Raw genomic sequence first — 18256 nt, 5'->3', positions numbered from 1 at the left:
TGACATAAAATCACTACCTTTAAATTATTAATTCTGTATCACTATTTCAGGACGTCACAAATTAAGTTGTTTAAAGTTATAAAGTTAACATCCAGTGATGTTGCATTTTTTTAAACTTTTTTAACTCACTTCGTAAAATAGGTAAAAAATCTTTTCCGTTACTATTAGAGCGTTCCAGACGATAGGAGTTTTTATAAAGCTTATTAGTCAGTCGTTTTAAAGAGGCAATATGTTTATGTTTTTTATCAGAAAATCGTTCTAATTCTGCTTTTACTATTTCAGGAGCTAATGAAACGGATTGTTGTACAATATCTCCAGAAAAATAAATATTAGCATCTTCAGTTCCGTCACTTTTTAAAGCAGATAAATCATGTCTTAAATACATGGAGATGTTTTGCGATAAAGCAAAAATCTCTATCGCCTTTTTGTAAATCGGTAATTCCGATAGGTTTGATGGGATATTCGTTAACATTTTATTTTTATCATAGCAATTCTTTCAAAATTACTCACAAGAATCAACAATCTACTTTAATTATTAAAGTAAAAGTGTATATTTACTTTAATAATTAATTTTTTATAGTTAAAATATTTTAAAAATGAATTTAGATACGCTTAACTGGAAGATATTGAAGTGTTTGCAAGAAAACGCTAGACAGTCTAATGCTGAAATAGGGAGACAAGTAGGTGTTAGTTCGCCAGCGGTTTCTGAACGTATTAAAAAAATGGAAGACGCTGGAATTATCATTGGATATAAAACGGTAGTATCTCCTTTAGATATGGGATATCAACTGAAAGCCATCATTACATTACATGCGTTTATTGGAAAGCTAAAACCATTTTTAGAGAAAGTAAAAACCTATGATGAAGTCTTAAATTGCTATCGTATTACAGGCAACGAAAATATTGTTATGGAAGTGCTTTTAAAAAATCAAAAGCACTTAGAATCCTTTATAGATCAACTTATTGTGTATGGTGAAACGAAAACACAAATAGTGTTGTCTCACGTAATCCGCTATAAAGAGGTTAAACCTGTAAAATAAAATAATGTTCTTAAGGCGTATTTAATTTTCGATTTAATCCATATAAAATTAAAGCGCAAGTGGCTGCAATGCCAGAAACAATATACCACGTATTATCAAAACCAAATGATGCCGTCATTTGTAACCCAGCATTATGCCCAAAAATATGTGCTATCGAAAACGACATGGAATATAATGCCATATACTCACCTTGATTTCCTTTGCTTGCTCTACTTACTGCAAAAGCATTAGAGAATGGGAATGCAATCATTTCTCCAATGGTCATTAAAATCATACCAATTATTAAAACACCCGACCATGATGTAAAGTTTAAAATAAGTAAACTTAAACCAGTTAAACAAGCACCAAAAGCCATAAGGCCTAGTTTTGTAAATCGGGTATTTTCTAACCATTTTATCAGAGGCATTTCAAAAATAAAAATAAGAAATCCGTTTAATCCTAAAATTAGTCCAATTTGAGATTCGCTAAGAGCATGAATATCTTTGTAATAAATTGTAATTGTAGAGAAATATTGTAGAAATACAATACCAAACAACGCCATAGCCACTAAGAATAACAAAAACGTTTTGTCGCCGTATGCCGAAATAGGATTTTCTACACTATGGCTATCCGATATTTTGGCTTTTTTAGGATGCAGCACTTTAATTAAAACTAAAGTCGCAATAATACAGGTTATGCCATCCACCCAAAACAATCCAGAATAGCTTAGGCCTGTAATTATAAGTCCTCCAATAGCGGGTCCTGCCGAAAAGCCTAAGTTTATGGCCAAACGAATTAAGGTTAAAGAGCGTATTTTGTTTTCAGGTTTACTATACGCATTTAAGGCAACAAACATGGCAGGTCTAAACGAATCTGCTACCAGCATTACTATAAAAATACCAACGCATATGGCAGCAAACGAATGTAAAAACTGTAAAGCAATAAATAAAATACCAGTAGCAAATAAACTTCCTACCATCACCTTGTAGTAGCCCATTTTATCGGTTAGTTTGCCACCTAGCCAAGAACCAGCCACACTTCCCAAACCAAATGCACTCATTACCCAACCCACATTACTAACGGTAAAATGTAAATCTTCTCTTAAGTATAACGACAAAAAGGGGATAACCATCGTGCCAGCACGATTGATTAAGGTGATTAAGGCAAGCCACCATATCTCTTTCGATAAGCCTTTAAACGTATTTATGTATTTGTTAAATAATGTAATCATAAGTTCTAATGTGTATAAAAATAAAAAGCCTGACTTAGAAGTCAGACTTTTACATATTGAAATATATTTTAATTATATCACCACAATAAATAATAAGTCCAACTACTTCTTTTCCAAGAGGTCGATTTCATTTTATAACAGGTGACGATATTACGCATAATTAGTTTTTTATGAGATACAAACTTAGAGAAAATATTTGTAAGTTGTATTTTTGATTTCTAAAACATTTTAAATGAAGATTTTTATAACACTTCTAGTGGCAATTTCTTGTTTTACAGGTTGTGCACAGAAAAAGCAACCCTTGAGAGGAGAAACAGATTTTCAGCGCGAATTAAATGCGTATTATAAGGATGCCTCAACCTCGCCGTTAAAAGATGTTGATAGAAAAGATTTTAATGGATTAGAGTTTTTTAAGTTCGATTCGGCATATATCGTTACCGCGAAGTTTGAACGCTTTCCTAATGAAAAACCATTTGAAATGAAAACCTCTACCGAGCGACGTCCTATTTATGTAAAATATGGAGAGCTTTCGTTTGAATTAAAAGGGAAAGCACATAAACTAAATATTTATCAAAATACTGGTTTAGTAGATTCTGAAGGTTATGAAGATTATTTATTTCTGCCTTTTTTAGACGAAACTAATGGCATAGAAAGTTACGGTGGCGGGCGCTATTTGGACGCCAGAATTCCGAAAGGAAATACCATGGTTATAGACTTTAATCAGGCTTACAACCCATATTGTGCTTACAATGATAAATATTCCTGCCCTATCGTGCCCAGAGAAAATTATTTAAAGTTAAGAGTAGAAGCAGGGGTGAAAGCCTTTGATAAGCACTGATTTTTTTATAGTTGTTGGTTGTTGGTTGATGGAATTTCTTCCTTAAATACAATAACTTAAAATTCGATTATTCTCGCTAGATACATACCAAAAAAGACCGCCAAAAAGCCCAAGACAAAACTGGCTATGGTATAAAGTGCAAAACTTGTAAAGTCGCCCGATTTTAAAAACAAATGGTTTTCGTAAGCAAACGTAGAAAACGTTGTAAAACCACCGCAAAACCCACTGGCTAATAGTAATAACTGATTTTGAGTAATCGCAGTACTTTTCATGGCTAAACCCAAAATTAAACCTATTAATAAACTTCCTAGTACATTTACAGTGAAGGTACCGTAGGGTATTCCGTTTTCTACATCATTTAAGTATTTCCCAATTATATAACGTAGCGCACTACCAAATCCACCACCTATAAAAACCAATAAAAAATGCTTCATTTATTTTAATGTGTCTTTAATAGCAACATATATTTCGGTAACCCAATCAGCAGGGTTCGGCGTGTTCATTGGATCTGTTAGGTAGGCTTCTATCATAGGTCCATTTTCTGTAAATTCAAATCCGTTTTGTGGAATATATTTCATAGTCGAATCCCAAGCTTCCTTCAAGTTGCTGTAATTTCCTTTTAAAGTCGTTTTAATGGCTTTAAAACTCGGTAATTCCCCCGTCATGATATCGGCATCATCTGCAGTAATTACACGTTCTGCGGTTGGTACACAACATGAAAAAATAGCAGCATTGTTTTCAAGATCCCATTTAATATAATTTACAAACGGAACGCCGGCTTGTTCAATATGGTTTTTGGTAGCATAGGTAACAACTTGAGATATCATTTGTGGAATTTTGTTTCCTATTTCATCAATTTTGCTAGAGGCTGTTTTATATAAATAATAGCCACCACTGCGGTTGGTAACGCCTTTTACTATAATGCTATATTTTTTCATGCCAGCAACTACCACGCTATCTAATCTTTCAAGACTACGTTCGTAATGCGGAGCGATTTGTTTTTCCATACCACCACTAAAAATAGAATATGCTTTAAAGCCAAAAGGCAAATCTTTACCAGAAATAGACCAGGTTACATCGGTGCTTCCGTTAGTGTTAGCTTTAAACGTCCATAGGATTTCAGATTCAGGATAATCAGCAAATTGCATGATTTGTTTTATTGAAGTGTTTGATTCCGTAGCGACTGTTTTCATCGTACCAGTGCCATCGTTGTCTTCCCAAGAATACGAGCCATTAATGCCGCTAGTTAAATTGGGTAGTGTAATTTTCATGTCCTTATCGGCTTCAACCCACGACGACCAGTCTTGCCAGTTTTTAAAATCAATCACATTGTTATAAATAACTGCTGCAGGCGCATTAATGGTTCTGGTTCTGCTAACTTCAAACGTATTTGGTTGTACCGCTATGTAAATGGAAGTTCCAATAATGACGATTAATAATAAGAAGGAAATGTACTTAAAAGCTTTCATTATATTTTTTTAGGGAGAATTATATATCAAAGATAATCAAATAAAAATTATCGTTAATAAATTATTATATTTGTAAGCCAAAAAATAAAAATTCAACAATTAAAATTGCTTATTAAAAAATATTCAATAATAAAGCGGGGTTAATTGGCACTTTTTTAATAGATAATTAAATGTTATTCAAATGAAATTCAAGTTATTATTAAGTTTAGTACTTACTGGTACACTATTGTTTTCTTGCGGAAATGATAAAGCAAAAGAAAATCAAAGCGATTTAAAAGTTGAGCAAACTCCTTTTGAATATAATGTCGAGCAATTTGCTGATGTTAAAATACTGCGTTATCAAATTCCGGGTTGGGAGAATTTAACGCTAAAAGAACAAAAATTAGTTTATTATTTAACCCAGGCTGGTTTATCTGGGCGAGACATTATTTGGGATCAAAACTATAAGCACAATCTTAAAATTAGAAAAGCATTAGAAAGTATTTATACACAATTTAATGGCGATAAAAATACAGCAGATTGGAATGCTTTTGAAACCTATTTAAAACGTGTTTGGTTTAGTAATGGAATTCATCATCATTATTCTAATGATAAATTGAAACCTGAATTTTCTCCTGGTTATTTAAAGCTACTTTTAACTGAAACGAATACGGTTTTAGAAGAGGAAGCATTCAATGTTATTTTTAACGAAGTGGATTCTAAAAAAGTAAATCAGGCCAAAGGGGTTGATAACGTAGCGCTTTCGGCTGTTAATTTTTATGGACCAGGTGTTACAAATGCTGATGTTCAGAAATTTTATGCCCAAAAAAAATCACCAGATCCTTTAAAACCATTGTCTTTTGGATTGAATTCGCAACTTGTTAAAGAGAATGGCGATTTAAAAGAACGTGTTTATAAATCTGGCGGATTATATGGTTCGGCCATCGATGAAATTGTAAAATGGTTAGAATTAGCTAAAGGCGTTGCCGAAAACGACAAACAAGCAAATGCCTTAGGATTACTAATAAGTTATTATAAATCGGGAGATTTACAAACTTGGGACGATTATAATGTAGCATGGACTCAAGCCACAGAAGGCAATATAGATTACATTAATAGTTTTATTGAAGTTTACAACGACCCATTAGGCTATAGAGGTTCTTACGAAACTATTGTTCAAATAAAGGATTTCGACATGTCTAAAAAAATGGCAGTACTCTCTGACAATGCCCAGTGGTTCGAAGATAATTCGCCTTTAATGGATGCTCATAAAAAGAAAAATGTGGTAGGAGTTTCGTATAAAACGGTGAATGTGGCTGGAGAAGCTGGCGATGCATCACCAAGTACCCCTATTGGAGTTAATTTACCTAACGCTAACTGGATTCGTGCAGCGGTAGGTAGTAAATCGGTATCATTAGGTAATATTGTTGAGGCATATAATAATGCCGGTGGTTCTGAACGATTAAAGGAATTTGTACATGATAAAGAAGAACTAGAATTACAAGAAACTTATGGGCAATTAGCCGATAAATTACATACCGCTTTACACGAAGTTGTTGGTCACGCATCTGGTCAATTAAACCCAGGTGTTGGTGAAACCAAAGAAACACTTAAAAATTATGCCTCAACTTTAGAAGAAGGTCGTGCCGATTTAGTGGCATTATATTATCTGTACGATAGTAAAATTCAAGAATTAGGTTTGGTTGAAGACTGGAAAAAAACAGGAATGGCAGCTTACGATGGATATATTCGAAACGGTTTAATGACGCAGCTTATAAGATTAAATTTAGGTGATGATGTTGAAGAAGCGCACATGAGAAACAGACAATGGGTATCTGCTTGGGTTTTTGAAAAAGGTGCTAAAGATAAGGTGATTGAAAAAGTAACCCGTGATGGCAAAACCTATTTTAATATTACAGATTATGCTAAACTACATCAGTTATTCGGTGAATTATTACGCGAAACACAGCGTATAAAATCTGAAGGCGATTATAAAGCAGTTGAAGCTTTGGTAGAAGGTTATGGTGTAAAAGTAGACCAAAAACTACATGCCGAAATCTTAGAGCGTAACAAGCAGTTTAAATCGGCTCCATATTCTGGTTTTGTAAATCCAGTATTAGAGGCTAAAACCAATGACGCCGGAGAAATTATTGAAATTAATATTAAACAACCTAAAACATTTGCAGAGCAAATGATGGATTACAGTAAAAAATACAATTTTTTACCTGAGGTAAACTAATTAATTATTGGTGTTAATTTAAAAACAGAATCTTATTTAGGGTTCTGTTTTTTTATTTACACTAAACACAAGAAGGATTAAATTAATTACAATAAGCACGCTAATGATAATTAGAATTTTCATTTGTTGATTTTTAGCTAGTTATTAACTAGATGCAGAAATTTAAAAAAGGTTGCGTTAAATTCTACGTCTATTTATAAAACAAGAACCAACTAGTTTTTCCCAGTCTGTGATTGTTGTTTTTTTAAAGCAGCTCGTTACTTAAATAAAAATTTAATAGCGGCAATAAATAAAATAAAGGTAATAAAGGCAATGAGTACCCAAATGCTTCCGGCATAAAAGCGTTTGTGTAGTTTTAAATCTTTTCGATAAGTAAATCCTATAATAATAGCGAAGACAATAAAAAATACTACTCCAAAAATGATTTGACCGTTACTAAACATATAATTATTTATTTTTACGCAAATTTAACTAATAAAATGAGATTTCCATATTCGTGGGAATAACAACTCCAGATATTATGAAAAATAAAATAGAAGCAGTTAAAGCATTTCATTCGGCCTTTAAATTAGGACTAAGAGAAACGCCGCAAGCAGATTTAGGATTAGCTAAAAATATGTTGCGTTATAAATTAATGCGCGAAGAGAACGAAGAGTATCTGGATGCCGCAAATAATAATGATTTGGTAGAAGTTGCCGATGCCTTGGGCGATATGCTTTATATTTTATGTGGTACCATTATAGAACATGGTATGCAACACAAAATAGAGGAGGTTTTTGACGAAATACAGCGAAGTAATATGAGCAAATTGGGTGAAGATGGTAATCCTATTTTTAGAGAAGATGGCAAGGTGCTAAAAGGTCCCAATTATTTTCAACCAGATATTAAATCGATACTCGATAAATAAAAAAGAGAAGCCAATTGGCTTCTCTTTTTTATTATTTGAGTTTGCTTCTTTTTGCGAAGCGGCACGTTTAAACTTTATATCGCCATCCAAATGGATCTTCAGATTTGTTAGTCTGAATATCTGTGATGCGTTTTTTTAAATATTCTGCGTAAGTTTTGTCTAATTTAGGCAAATCATAATCTGTACCTTGATATCCAAAGCCATCAATTGGCGAAATAACAGCTGCTGTACCAGCACCAAACATTTCTTTTAAGCTTCCGTTTTTAGCAGCTTCAACAACTTCTTTTACAGAAATTTTTCTAACTTCAACAGGAATATTTTCAGATTTAGCTAAGTCAATTATACTTTTACGGGTTATACCATCTAATATTCTATCGCTGGTAGGGCCAGTAATTAGCGTATCATTTATTCTTATAAAAATATTCATGGCGCCTGCTTCCTCGATATACTCGTGGTTAGTATCATCGGTCCAGATGACTTGTTGGTAACCTTTTTCAACAGCTAATTGTGTTGGGTAAAATTGTCCTGCATAATTACCGCCAGCTTTAGCATAACCAACACCACCATTAGCAGAACGTGAATAAGTTTGTTCAATCAATACTTTTACTTTTCCAGCAAAATAAGCGCCAGACGGTGCGGTAGAAATAATAAATTTATACTCATCAGCAGGAGATGCGTGGAACCCTTTTCCGGTAGCAAATACAAACGGACGAATGTATAAAGAAGAACCTTCTTTGTTTGGAATCCAGTCTTTATCAACTTCTAAAAGCGCCTTTAACCCGTCCATAAAATAGGCTTCTGGTAACTCAGGAATTGCTAATCGTTTAGACGAAATATTTAATCGCTTAAAATTTTCTAACGGACGAAATAACCAGACCTCGTTATTAGCATCTTTATAAGCTTTCATGCCTTCAAAAACAGATTGCCCATAGTGAAAAATTTTCGCCGATGGATCTAAAGTAATAGCGTGGTATGGTACTACTTTTGGCACTTCCCAAGCGCCGTTTTTATAATTACACTCCAGCATATGGTCTGAAAAAACCTGACCAAATTTTAAATTATCAAAATCTACTTCATTAATTTTAGTAGTTTTCGCTTTAATAATCTCTATGTCATTGATTATTGCGTTCATAAATCTCGGTATTTTGTCATGCAAATTTAAGTAAAAACGTTGTTAAAAAAGGAGTATATTTACAACAATTCAGTTAAAAATTAAATATTCACAGAATGAAGAAGATAATAGTTATTGCCCTTTGTGCTTATTTTTCAGGCTTTGGCATAGATAATTTAGGTGCTCAAACTAAGTTAGATGATGCAAATGGTTATAAGTCCTTTGGAAAGGAAATTGCACCAGACAATGTTACCACCGCGTCTTTTATGGCATCACATTACGAGTCGATGAAAGTTGGAGATAGTATTAACTCTAAAATGACGGCGAAGGTTTTAAGTGTATGTCAATCAAAAGGTTGTTGGATGACTTTAAATTTAGATGGCGGTAACGAGGTGATGGTAAAATTTAAGGATTACGGGTTTTTTATGCCTAAAGATATTGCTGGAAAAGAAGTTATAGTAAATGGAAAGGCTTATGTAAATGAGGTTTCGGTTGATGAATTGCGTCATTATGCCGAAGATGCTGGTAAATCGGCCGAAGAAATTGCGGCTATTAATGCGCCTAAAAAAACGTTTTCATTTGAAGCCGATGGCGTTTTATTGAAACAATAAATTTGAAAAGAGAAGTAGTTATAACGGGTGATGGTTCGTCTACCATTCACTTACCCGAATGGGATGAGCAATACCATTCTAAACATGGTGCTATTCAGGAAGCTTATCATGTATTTATAAAACATGGTTTACAGCATGTTTACGATTTGGGTAACACTAAAAAAATAGCAATTTTAGAAATAGGATTTGGTACAGGTTTAAATGCCTTTATAAGCTTATTAGAAGCAGACAAGCTGAAACTGTCTATTGATTATTTTGGGGTAGAAGCTTACCCAGTTGCTAAGGATGAAATAGAACAACTTAATTACCCAAAACAATTACAGGCCAGTAAAGATGAAGAATTTTTTAAAAAACTTCATGCAGTTGGCTGGAATGAATCTCACGAAATATCCAATTACTTTTCACTTACAAAGCAAAACAGATTTTTTTCAGAAATAAATGATAAAGCATTGTATAATCTCATTTATTTTGATGCTTTTGGTGCTCGGGTTCAACCGGAGTTATGGACAGAGAAGATCTTTCAAAAAATGTTTGATGCATTAATTGATGGCGGTGTGTTAGTAACTTACGCCGCGAAGGGTAGCGTACGTCGTGCTATGCAAGCAGTTGGTTTTCAGGTAGAGAAACTTCCGGGGCCTCCAGGAAAACGCGAAATGCTTAGAGCCACAAAATAGTCTCAGTTTTCAGTAGCAGTAGGCAGTATTTATTCTTAGATAAAGTGTTTTTTGTTTAGTGTCTTAGTATCATTGCTGAGAANAATTTTACATTATCAATTATCAATTATCAATTATCAATTATCAATTATCAATTATCAATTATCACCTAATACCCAGCAACCAATACCTAACACCTATTGTGTTAAAGCTAATACAAAAACATGGTACAAGGTGTTTTGATTTTGTAACTTTATATAAAAATTGATTATGCGAGTTTTAATAACAGGGGCGACAGGACTCATCGGGCAGGAAATTATAAAACATTGTAACGAACAGGAAATTGAAGTAAATTATTTAACTACAAGTAAATCTAAAATAAATCAGTCTGAAAAAACAAAAGGCTTTTATTGGAATCCAAATAAAAACGAAATAGACAGTAATTGTTTTAAAGATGTCGATGCTATTATTCATTTAGCTGGAGCAAGCGTTTCAAAAAGATGGACGCGAGCTTACAAGAAGGAAATTTTAGAAAGCAGAAAAAAAACGACTCAATTATTAATCATTAGTTTAGAAAATATTACGCATAAGGTAAAGCATGTAATATCGGCGAGTGCTATTGGCATCTATCCAGATTCATTAATTAATTATTACGACGAAACTAATAAAGAAGTGTCCACTTCATTTTTAGGCAGTGTTGTAAAGAGCTGGGAACACGAAGTAGACCAATTTTCTAAATTAAATATATCGGTTTCTAAAATTCGTATCGGTTTAGTTTTGTCTAATAAAGCTGGTGCACTTTTAGAAATGGCCAAACCTATAAAATTAGGTGTAGGTGCCGCATTTGGTTCAGGTAATCAATGGCAATCCTGGATTCATATAACAGATTTAGCGCAACTATTTTTATATGTTTTAAAGAACAAGTTAGAAGGTGTCTTTAATGGTGTGGCACCAAACCCGGTAACGAATCTAGAACTCACTAAAAATATTGCCAATACACTAGAAAGACCCCTTTTTTTACCAAACATACCTAAATTTTTTATGAAACTTGTTTTGGGCGAAATGCATATTCTATTATTTGAAAGTCAGCGTGTTTGCTGTAAAAAGATTGAAGATCTCGGTTTTGACTTCGAATATCATCATTTGCAACCTGCTTTAGATGATTTGCTAAAAGAAATAAAATAAATCGTGTAATATTACCCCTTGTTTTGCCGATTCAAGGAAATTTGCTTTTTTATTTTAATCACCCAAACTATAAAATTTGCGGAATAAATTACGGCAGCTATTATAGAAATGTAATACGCATAATATTCAAAATTGGTTTTAAATTCTCCAGTATATATTTCGTAAACATAACTCGATCCTACAAACTCTTCAATATCAAATTGAAAAAGAAAGATTAATGGGAATATGAAAATACCAACCAAACCAATTCTTTTTCCGAACTTATTTAATTGATTAAAATATTTATAAAAAAGATATAAAAATATAGTATGTACTGGTCCAAAAACAACAATTGAAGCTAATCCTAAAGGGTACAAAAATCCAAAAGTAAGTATCCTAGCAATTATGGCGAGTAATGCAAGAGTAATCCCAATATAAAGTAATATCAATTTTTTATGTTTCATTTTATGATAGTACTTAGTTTTAAAGGTACGCTTCAACATCAAATTTTCAAAATGATTTGAAACAATTAACTAATAAATATTATAACAATCTGCATTTAAATTTCATCTTATTTTAAAAATCATAATAATCGAAAATTTTTTAATGACATTATGACATTTTAAAAAGAATGGCAGTACTTTTGCAACTAATTTTAGTATTGCAAAAATTTGAATTTACGATGAGTAAAAAAGATAAAAAGGACTTAGAGAAAGAACAAGTGGAGTCTCCACAAACAGAAACTATAGAATCTAACGATCAAGTAGTTGAAGAACAAACAGTTGAGGAGAAGCTTCAGGCGGAATTAAAACAAGAAAAAGATAAGTTTTTGCGCTTATTTGCAGAGTTTGAAAATTACAAAAGACGTACTTCTAAAGAGCGTATCGAGTTATTTTCTACGGCAAGCGAAGATGTTATGAAAACTTTACTGCCAGTTTTAGACGATTTTGAACGCGCATTAAGTCATTTTAACGACGATAAGGAAGCAGAGGCACTACGTAAAGGCGTGTTGTTAATTTACCAAAAATTAGTTGGGACTCTCGAGCAAAAAGGATTAAAAGTAATTGCTGTTGAAAAAGGTGATGCCTTTAATGCAGATAATCATGAAGCAATTACGCAAATTCCGGCTCCTTCAGACGATTTAAAAGGGAAAATTATAGATATAGTCGAAAAAGGATATAAACTTGGCGATAAAGTAATTCGTTTTCCTAAAGTTGTTATCGGACAATAAATTTACATTATGGCGAAAAGAGATTACTACGAAATATTAGGCATAAGCAAAAACGCTACAGCTGCCGAAATTAAAAAAGCTTACCGTAAAAAGGCAATAGAATATCATCCAGATAAAAACCCAGATAATAAAGAAGCAGAAGCAAAGTTTAAAGAAGCGGCCGAAGCTTATGAGGTTTTAAGTGATGATAATAAAAAAGCGCGTTACGACCAGTATGGGCATCAGGCCTTTGATAATGGTGGTGGTTTTGGCGGCGGCGGCATGAATATGGAAGACATATTCAGCCAATTTGGTGATATTTTTGGTGGTGGCGGTTTTGGCGGTTTCTCTGGTTTTGGCGGTGGCGGTGGTCAACGTCGTGCTAAAGGAAGTAATTTACGCATTCGTGTAAAACTAACTTTAGAAGAGATTGCCAATGGTGTCGATAAAAAAATTAAAGTAAAACGTAAAGTACAGGCTCCTGGAACTACGTATAAAACATGTACTACCTGCCATGGTAGTGGGCAAGTAACACGTATAGCGAATACTATTTTAGGTAGAATGCAAACATCATCGCCATGTAATGTGTGTGGTGGTGCGGGACAAACTATTGATAAAAAACCTGCTGATGCCGATGCACAAGGGTTAAAAATTGTTGAAGAAACAGTTTCTATTAAAATACCTGCAGGTGTGGTAGATGGCATGCAGCTAAAAGTATCTGGTAAAGGAAATGAAGCTCCTGGACACGGTATTTCTGGAGATATAATTGTTGTTATTGAAGAAGAACACCACGATAAATTACAGCGTGAAGGTGATAATTTACATTACGATTTATATGTAAGTTACCCAGATGCTGTTTTAGGAACTTCTAAAGAAATAGATACTGTTACAGGTAAAGTACGTATTAAAGTAGAAGCAGGTGTACAGTCTGGTAAAATATTGCGTTTACGTGGAAAAGGAATCCCGAGCATTAATGGCTATGGAAAAGGTGATTTGTTAGTACATGTTAATGTATGGACACCAAAAACCTTAAGTAAACAACAACGCGAGTTTTTTGAAGCCATGCAAAACGACGAGCATTTTGAGCCAAAACCAGACAGTAGCGATAAATCATTTTTTGAAAAAGTAAAAGATATGTTTTCTTAAAAATAAGCTGGAAAAATTTCCACTTATTTTGTATTGTTTTTTGAAAAGTTCCTGTTTAGTTTTATGGGATTTTAGAAAAAAAAACATATATTTGACTATCACTAATTAATTTAAGTGATAATTTTTCTTTTTCATAGCAATTTTTTTCCCATCCTTAATCTTTTTTAAGGGTGGGTTTTGTTTTTTAGTTGTTTTTTCATTGCCTAAATCTTTCAATAAATAAACTAGAATCTATTAAATTAAGCTTATTATGCTAAGTAGGTCTCGTAACATTTAATATATTTACCATCTACAAGTCAATTAAAACTAAGAATGAGTAACTTACTAGAAGTTAACCAGGTTTCTAAGAATTTCGGAAGCTTTAAAGCCCTTAACAATGTCTCTATAACGGTTCCCAAAGGAAGTATTTTTGGGTTGTTGGGTCCAAATGGCGCCGGAAAAACAACCTTAATTCGTATAATTAACCAAATTACCATGCCAGATACCGGAACGGTGCATTTAGATGGTAAATTGCTTAATACACTTCATATTAAAGATATTGGCTATTTGCCAGAGGAACGAGGTTTGTATAAAACCATGAAAGTAGGAGAACAGGCTTTGTATTTAGCACAGTTAAAAGGTTTAACTAAAACGGAGGCTAAAGAACGTTTAAAATATTGGTTTGATCGTTTGGAAATTAGCGATTGGTGGAACAAAAAAATTCAAGAATTATCAAAGGGAATGGCGCAAAAAGTACAATTTGTAGTTACCGTTTTGCATCAACCAAAACTTTTAATTTTTGATGAACCTTTTTCTGGTTTCGACCCTATCAATGCCAATTTAATAAAAGATGAAATTTTGCGTTTGCGTGAAGATGGCGCAACGGTAATTTTTTCGACACACCGAATGGAATCAGTAGAAGAATTGTGCGATGATATTGCTTTAATTCATAAATCGAATAAAATACTCGACGGAAAACTTATTGATGTTAAACGGCAATACAAAATCAATACATTTGAGGTAGGTATTCACTCAAGCAATAATGACGAATTAAAAAATCAATTATCACAACGGTTTGATGTTAAGTTGGCAAATTTTAAAACTTTAAATAACGACTTAAAATTATCTATTAAACTTAATGAAGGCGATAAGCCAAACGATTTGTTAAGTTATTTAACTACAAAAGGTGAAGTGTCTCATTTTGTAGAATTAATACCAAGCGTGAACGATATTTTTATTCAATCTGTAAAGAATAGTAAGTAAAATGAACCATTTAACACTTATAATAAAACGCGAATATTTAACGAAAGTTAGAAACAAATCGTTTATAGTTATGACTATTTTAAGTCCGATTATAATGATTGTACTTATTTCTGTTATTGCCTATCTTTCAGAATTAAATAGCGAAAAAGTACGTGTGATACATGTTTTGGACGACTCTGGATTTGTACGCGATATTTTTGAAAGCAGCGATAAAACGACCTATAATTTTTTAGATAATATGTCGTTAACAGATGCTAAAAGATTAGTGAAAGAAACAAATTCCACCGGATTATTATATATCGATAAATTTAAAAATATAGATGAGGTTTCAGGTCATATTAAGTTTTATTCGGAAGATTCACCATCACTCTCATTAATTTCAGATTTAGAAAATAAACTCGACAATAAACTAACAAATTTAAAATTACAAAGTCAGGGTTTAGATATAGAAACCATTAAGGCATCAAAAGTTCGAATAAATATTGGTCAAGAAAGTTTTGATGGCCAAGAGACTTCTAAAATAGATAGTTTCGCTAAATTAGGTTTTGGTATTGCCGCCGGATATTTACTTTTTATGTTCATCATTATTTATGGTAACATGATTATGCGAAGCGTTATTGAGGAAAAAACCAGTAGGATTATAGAAATTATTATTTCATCTGTAAAACCCGTACAGCTTATGCTGGGTAAAATTATAGGCACCTCGTTAGCTGGTATAACACAATTTGTAATCTGGTTGGTTTTTGGAGGTCTTTTAATGACGGTAGTTTCTCTTGTTTTAGGAGTAAATTTCGCTAATAATTCGCTACCACAACAAGAAATGGCGCAAATGGCTGCCGGGGGTACCGATTTTAATTTTTATTTTGAATCTTTCAGATTAGCATTAATAAATTTACCGTTAATGAATCTTATTGTTGCCTTTATTTTATTTTTTATTTGCGGATACCTGTTATACAGTTCGCTATACGCTGCCATTGGAGCTGCGGTAGATAACGAAACAGATACACAACAATTTATGATGCCGGTGATTATGCCCTTAATTCTGGCTGTTTATATTGGTATTTTTACCGTTATCGAAGACCCACATGGTACAATTTCGGTTGTGTTTTCATATATTCCTTTTACCTCGCCAGTAGTCATGCTTATGCGTATTCCGTTTGGCGTTCCTATTTGGCAGCAATTGGTATCATTATTGTTATTAGTTGCTACGTTTATGATTACCGTCTGGTTTGCGGCAAAAATTTATCGTGTTGGTATTTTAATGTACGGTAAAAAGCCGAGTTATAAAGAATTAATTAAATGGATTAAATATTAGAGAAATGAAAGAGTTGTTAAAAATTCTCAATGAGCCTTATAATATTACGGAGCATATTAGCATAAGTATCATGGATGTTTTGATACTATGCGTGGTTCTCATAATAGCAAGAATCGTGCTAACTATTATTAGAAAACTTATAACCAGAAACCTGCCCATTGTAGACAAAAGAAAATTCAAAGTTATTTTTGCTTACGGTAACTGGTTAATTTACTTTCTAATCATGCTGATAACATTCCACACCTTAGGTGTTAATGTTACTGGAATTTTTGCAGCATCTGCAGCCTTGTTAATTGGTATAGGTTTAGCAATGCAAACATTGTTTCAAGACATTATATCTGGTATTTTTATTTTGGTAGATCAAACCGTACATGTTGGTGATATTATAGAATTAGAAGGTAAAGTTGGTAGAGTAGAGATGATTAAATTAAGAACCACTAGAGCCGTAACTTCCGATAATAAAATTCTAATTATACCCAACCATTTATATTTGGAAAACAGTTTATATAACTGGACACAAAATGGTACAAATACCCGCGAATCGGTAGAAGTAGGTGTCGCTTACGGTAGTGATGTGCAATTGGTTAAAAAGTTGTTACTTCAGGCAGTGGCTAACAATCCAACTATTTTAAAAGAGCCTGAACCAAATGTGTTATTCACAGATTTTGGTGATAGTTCTTTAAATTTTAGAGTGGCATTTACAATTAATGATAGTTTTAATGCCCGATTTCCTAAAAGTGACGTCAGGTTTGAAATCGATAGATTATTTAGAGAAAATAATATTACGATTCCTTTTCCGCAGCGCGATATTCATATTATCTCAAAACCAAAGGAATAAATACAATAACAATATTAATTGATAGGCTGAAGCTGGTTTAGAAAGAGCTTCAAAGGTCTTAAAAAGAAAAAAAATATGCCAAAAATTTTAATAATTGAAGATGAAGCTGCTATTCGAAGAGTGCTAGTAAAAATCCTTTCAGAAGAAAATGATACCTATGAAGTTGAAGAAGCTGAAGATGGATTAGCAGGTATAGAGAAAATAAAAAACGACGATTATGATTTAATTTTTTGCGACATAAAAATGCCGAAAATGGACGGTGTTGAAGTGTTAGAAGCAACAAAAAAAATAAAACCCGAAATTCCTATTGTTATGATTTCTGGTCACGGCGATTTAGATACCGCCGTTAACACCATGCGTTTAGGCGCCTTCGATTACATATCGAAACCACCAGATTTAAACAGACTTTTAAACACCGTGCGTAACGCATTAGATAGAAAAGAGCTTGTTGTTGAAAACAAATTACTTAAAAAGAAAGTAAGTAAGAATTTTGAAATGATAGGCGATAGTGACGCGATTTCTCATATCAAAGATATTATTGAAAAAGTGGCTCAGACTGATGCGCGCGTTCTAATTACTGGTCCCAACGGAACAGGTAAAGAATTGGTTGCACATTGGTTACATCAAAAAAGTGAACGTGCTAACGGGCCCATGATTGAAGTAAATTGCGCTGCGATTCCAAGCGAACTTATTGAAAGTGAGTTGTTTGGTCATGTTAAAGGCGCATTTACAAGTGCTGTAAAGGATAGAGCAGGAAAATTTGAAGCCGCTAATGGTGGTACCATTTTTTTAGATGAAATAGGCGACATGAGTTTATCTGCGCAAGCTAAAGTGCTTAGGGCTTTGCAAGAAAACCGCATACAGCGCGTGGGTAGTGATAAGGATATAAAAGTTAATGTTCGGGTGGTTGCCGCTACCAATAAAGATTTAAAAAAGGAAATAGCAGAAAATCGCTTCCGTGAAGATTTATATCACAGATTGGCAGTTATTTTAATACAAGTACCGTCTTTAAATGAAAGACGCGAAGACATACCCTTATTAGTGAATTACTTTGCCGAAAAAATAGCGGGAGAACAAGGAACTGCTAAAAAAGTGTTTTCAGATAAAGCCATTAAATTACTTCAGGATTACGATTGGACCGGTAATATTAGAGAACTACGCAATGTTGTAGAACGCTTAATAATTCTTGGTGGAACAGAAATAAGCGAACAAGATGTGAAATTATTCGCTTCTAAATTATAAAGCAAAAAAAAACGAGTTCCTTTTAAGAACTCGTTTTTTTTT

The 18256-nt window shown here is 33.2% G+C and carries 19 protein-coding genes; 13 read left to right on the top strand and 6 right to left on the bottom strand.

The window, feature by feature from the left end; all coding sequences use genetic code 11:
- Positions 1-76: 76 nt before the first annotated feature.
- On the bottom strand, positions 77-472 hold the full coding sequence (locus ACFQ0I_RS17045; protein ID WP_379944196.1) for a hypothetical protein: 396 nt from the start codon (positions 470-472) through the stop codon (positions 77-79).
- A gap of 124 nt (positions 473-596) precedes the next feature.
- On the opposite strand from ACFQ0I_RS17045, the gene ACFQ0I_RS17040 reads away from it, so the two are divergent.
- Positions 597-1040, top strand: coding sequence for an Lrp/AsnC family transcriptional regulator (locus tag ACFQ0I_RS17040; RefSeq protein ID WP_379944195.1), 444 nt, complete (start codon positions 597-599; stop codon positions 1038-1040).
- Positions 1041-1050: 10 nt separating this feature from the next.
- Here the strand turns inward: ACFQ0I_RS17040 and ACFQ0I_RS17035 are convergent, their stop codons facing one another.
- On the bottom strand, positions 1051-2250 hold the full coding sequence (locus ACFQ0I_RS17035) for an MDR family MFS transporter (RefSeq protein WP_379944194.1): 1200 nt from the start codon (positions 2248-2250) through the stop codon (positions 1051-1053).
- Between the two features lie 232 nt (positions 2251-2482).
- Here ACFQ0I_RS17035 and ACFQ0I_RS17030 point away from each other — a divergent pair, with 232 nt between their 5' ends.
- Positions 2483-3088, top strand: coding sequence for a DUF1684 domain-containing protein (locus ACFQ0I_RS17030; RefSeq protein ID WP_379944193.1), 606 nt, complete (start codon positions 2483-2485; stop codon positions 3086-3088).
- Positions 3089-3144: 56 nt separating this feature from the next.
- Here ACFQ0I_RS17030 and crcB read toward each other — a convergent pair whose 3' ends face one another.
- Positions 3145-3522, bottom strand: a complete 378-nt coding sequence (gene crcB, locus ACFQ0I_RS17025; protein WP_379944192.1) for a fluoride efflux transporter CrcB — start codon at positions 3520-3522, stop codon at positions 3145-3147.
- Positions 3523-4557 carry an SRPBCC family protein gene (locus ACFQ0I_RS17020; RefSeq protein WP_379944191.1) on the bottom strand — a complete coding sequence of 345 codons (1035 nt, stop codon included), beginning with the start codon at positions 4555-4557 and terminating at the stop codon, positions 3523-3525. It abuts the gene before it with no gap.
- 181 nt (positions 4558-4738) lie between these two features.
- Here ACFQ0I_RS17020 and ACFQ0I_RS17015 point away from each other — a divergent pair, with 181 nt between their 5' ends.
- Both ACFQ0I_RS17015 and ACFQ0I_RS17010 read left to right on the top strand, forming a co-directional pair.
- Positions 4739-6775, top strand: a complete 2037-nt coding sequence (locus ACFQ0I_RS17015; RefSeq protein ID WP_379944190.1) for a dipeptidyl-peptidase 3 family protein — start codon at positions 4739-4741, stop codon at positions 6773-6775.
- 520 nt (positions 6776-7295) lie between these two features.
- Positions 7296-7682 (top strand): pyrophosphohydrolase domain-containing protein, encoded by a 387-nt coding sequence (locus tag ACFQ0I_RS17010; protein ID WP_379944189.1) that lies wholly within the window; start codon positions 7296-7298, stop codon positions 7680-7682.
- Positions 7683-7749: 67 nt separating this feature from the next.
- Here the strand turns inward: ACFQ0I_RS17010 and ACFQ0I_RS17005 are convergent, their stop codons facing one another.
- A complete protein-coding gene (locus ACFQ0I_RS17005; protein ID WP_379944188.1) occupies positions 7750-8814 on the bottom strand; it encodes a branched-chain amino acid aminotransferase in 1065 nt (354 codons plus the stop codon).
- A gap of 95 nt (positions 8815-8909) precedes the next feature.
- On the opposite strand from ACFQ0I_RS17005, the gene ACFQ0I_RS17000 reads away from it, so the two are divergent.
- The 3 genes from ACFQ0I_RS17000 (at position 8910) to ACFQ0I_RS16990 (ending at position 11242) form a co-directional block, all read left to right on the top strand.
- Entirely contained in the window at positions 8910-9404 is a 495-nt protein-coding gene (locus ACFQ0I_RS17000; protein ID WP_379944187.1) for a DUF4920 domain-containing protein, read from the top strand.
- A 2-nt stretch (positions 9405-9406) separates the two neighbouring features.
- Positions 9407-10078 carry a tRNA (5-methylaminomethyl-2-thiouridine)(34)-methyltransferase MnmD gene (gene mnmD / locus ACFQ0I_RS16995; protein ID WP_379944186.1) on the top strand — a complete coding sequence of 224 codons (672 nt, stop codon included), beginning with the start codon at positions 9407-9409 and terminating at the stop codon, positions 10076-10078.
- 249 nt (positions 10079-10327) lie between these two features.
- Positions 10328-11242, top strand: coding sequence for a TIGR01777 family oxidoreductase (locus tag ACFQ0I_RS16990; RefSeq protein WP_379944185.1), 915 nt, complete (start codon positions 10328-10330; stop codon positions 11240-11242).
- A gap of 11 nt (positions 11243-11253) precedes the next feature.
- Here the strand turns inward: ACFQ0I_RS16990 and ACFQ0I_RS16985 are convergent, their stop codons facing one another.
- The gene (locus tag ACFQ0I_RS16985) at positions 11254-11685 is read right to left on the bottom strand and encodes a hypothetical protein (RefSeq protein WP_379944184.1); all 432 of its coding nucleotides are present in this window, start codon (positions 11683-11685) and stop codon (positions 11254-11256) included.
- Between the two features lie 218 nt (positions 11686-11903).
- Here ACFQ0I_RS16985 and ACFQ0I_RS16980 point away from each other — a divergent pair, with 218 nt between their 5' ends.
- From ACFQ0I_RS16980 to ACFQ0I_RS16955, 6 genes are all read left to right on the top strand, one after another.
- Positions 11904-12452: a nucleotide exchange factor GrpE gene (locus ACFQ0I_RS16980; RefSeq protein WP_379944183.1), complete on the top strand. Its 549-nt coding sequence runs from the start codon at positions 11904-11906 to the stop codon at positions 12450-12452.
- Between the two features lie 9 nt (positions 12453-12461).
- Positions 12462-13577 carry a molecular chaperone DnaJ gene (gene dnaJ, locus ACFQ0I_RS16975; RefSeq protein WP_379944182.1) on the top strand — a complete coding sequence of 372 codons (1116 nt, stop codon included), beginning with the start codon at positions 12462-12464 and terminating at the stop codon, positions 13575-13577.
- Positions 13578-13889: 312 nt separating this feature from the next.
- A complete protein-coding gene (locus tag ACFQ0I_RS16970) occupies positions 13890-14819 on the top strand; it encodes an ABC transporter ATP-binding protein (protein WP_379944181.1) in 930 nt (309 codons plus the stop codon).
- Between the two features lies 1 nt (position 14820).
- Positions 14821-16134, top strand: a complete 1314-nt coding sequence (locus ACFQ0I_RS16965; protein WP_379944180.1) for an ABC transporter permease — start codon at positions 14821-14823, stop codon at positions 16132-16134.
- Positions 16135-16138: 4 nt separating this feature from the next.
- On the top strand, positions 16139-16972 hold the full coding sequence (locus ACFQ0I_RS16960; protein WP_379944179.1) for a mechanosensitive ion channel family protein: 834 nt from the start codon (positions 16139-16141) through the stop codon (positions 16970-16972).
- A 75-nt stretch (positions 16973-17047) separates the two neighbouring features.
- Positions 17048-18214: a sigma-54-dependent transcriptional regulator gene (locus ACFQ0I_RS16955; RefSeq protein ID WP_379944178.1), complete on the top strand. Its 1167-nt coding sequence runs from the start codon at positions 17048-17050 to the stop codon at positions 18212-18214.
- The last annotated feature ends 42 nt before the right edge of the window (positions 18215-18256 follow it).

The organism is Mariniflexile aquimaris, from assembly GCF_042676825.1.
In the GTDB taxonomy this organism is placed as follows: domain Bacteria; phylum Bacteroidota; class Bacteroidia; order Flavobacteriales; family Flavobacteriaceae; genus Mariniflexile; species Mariniflexile aquimaris.
This window is presented reverse-complemented; position numbering and strand designations above follow the sequence as displayed.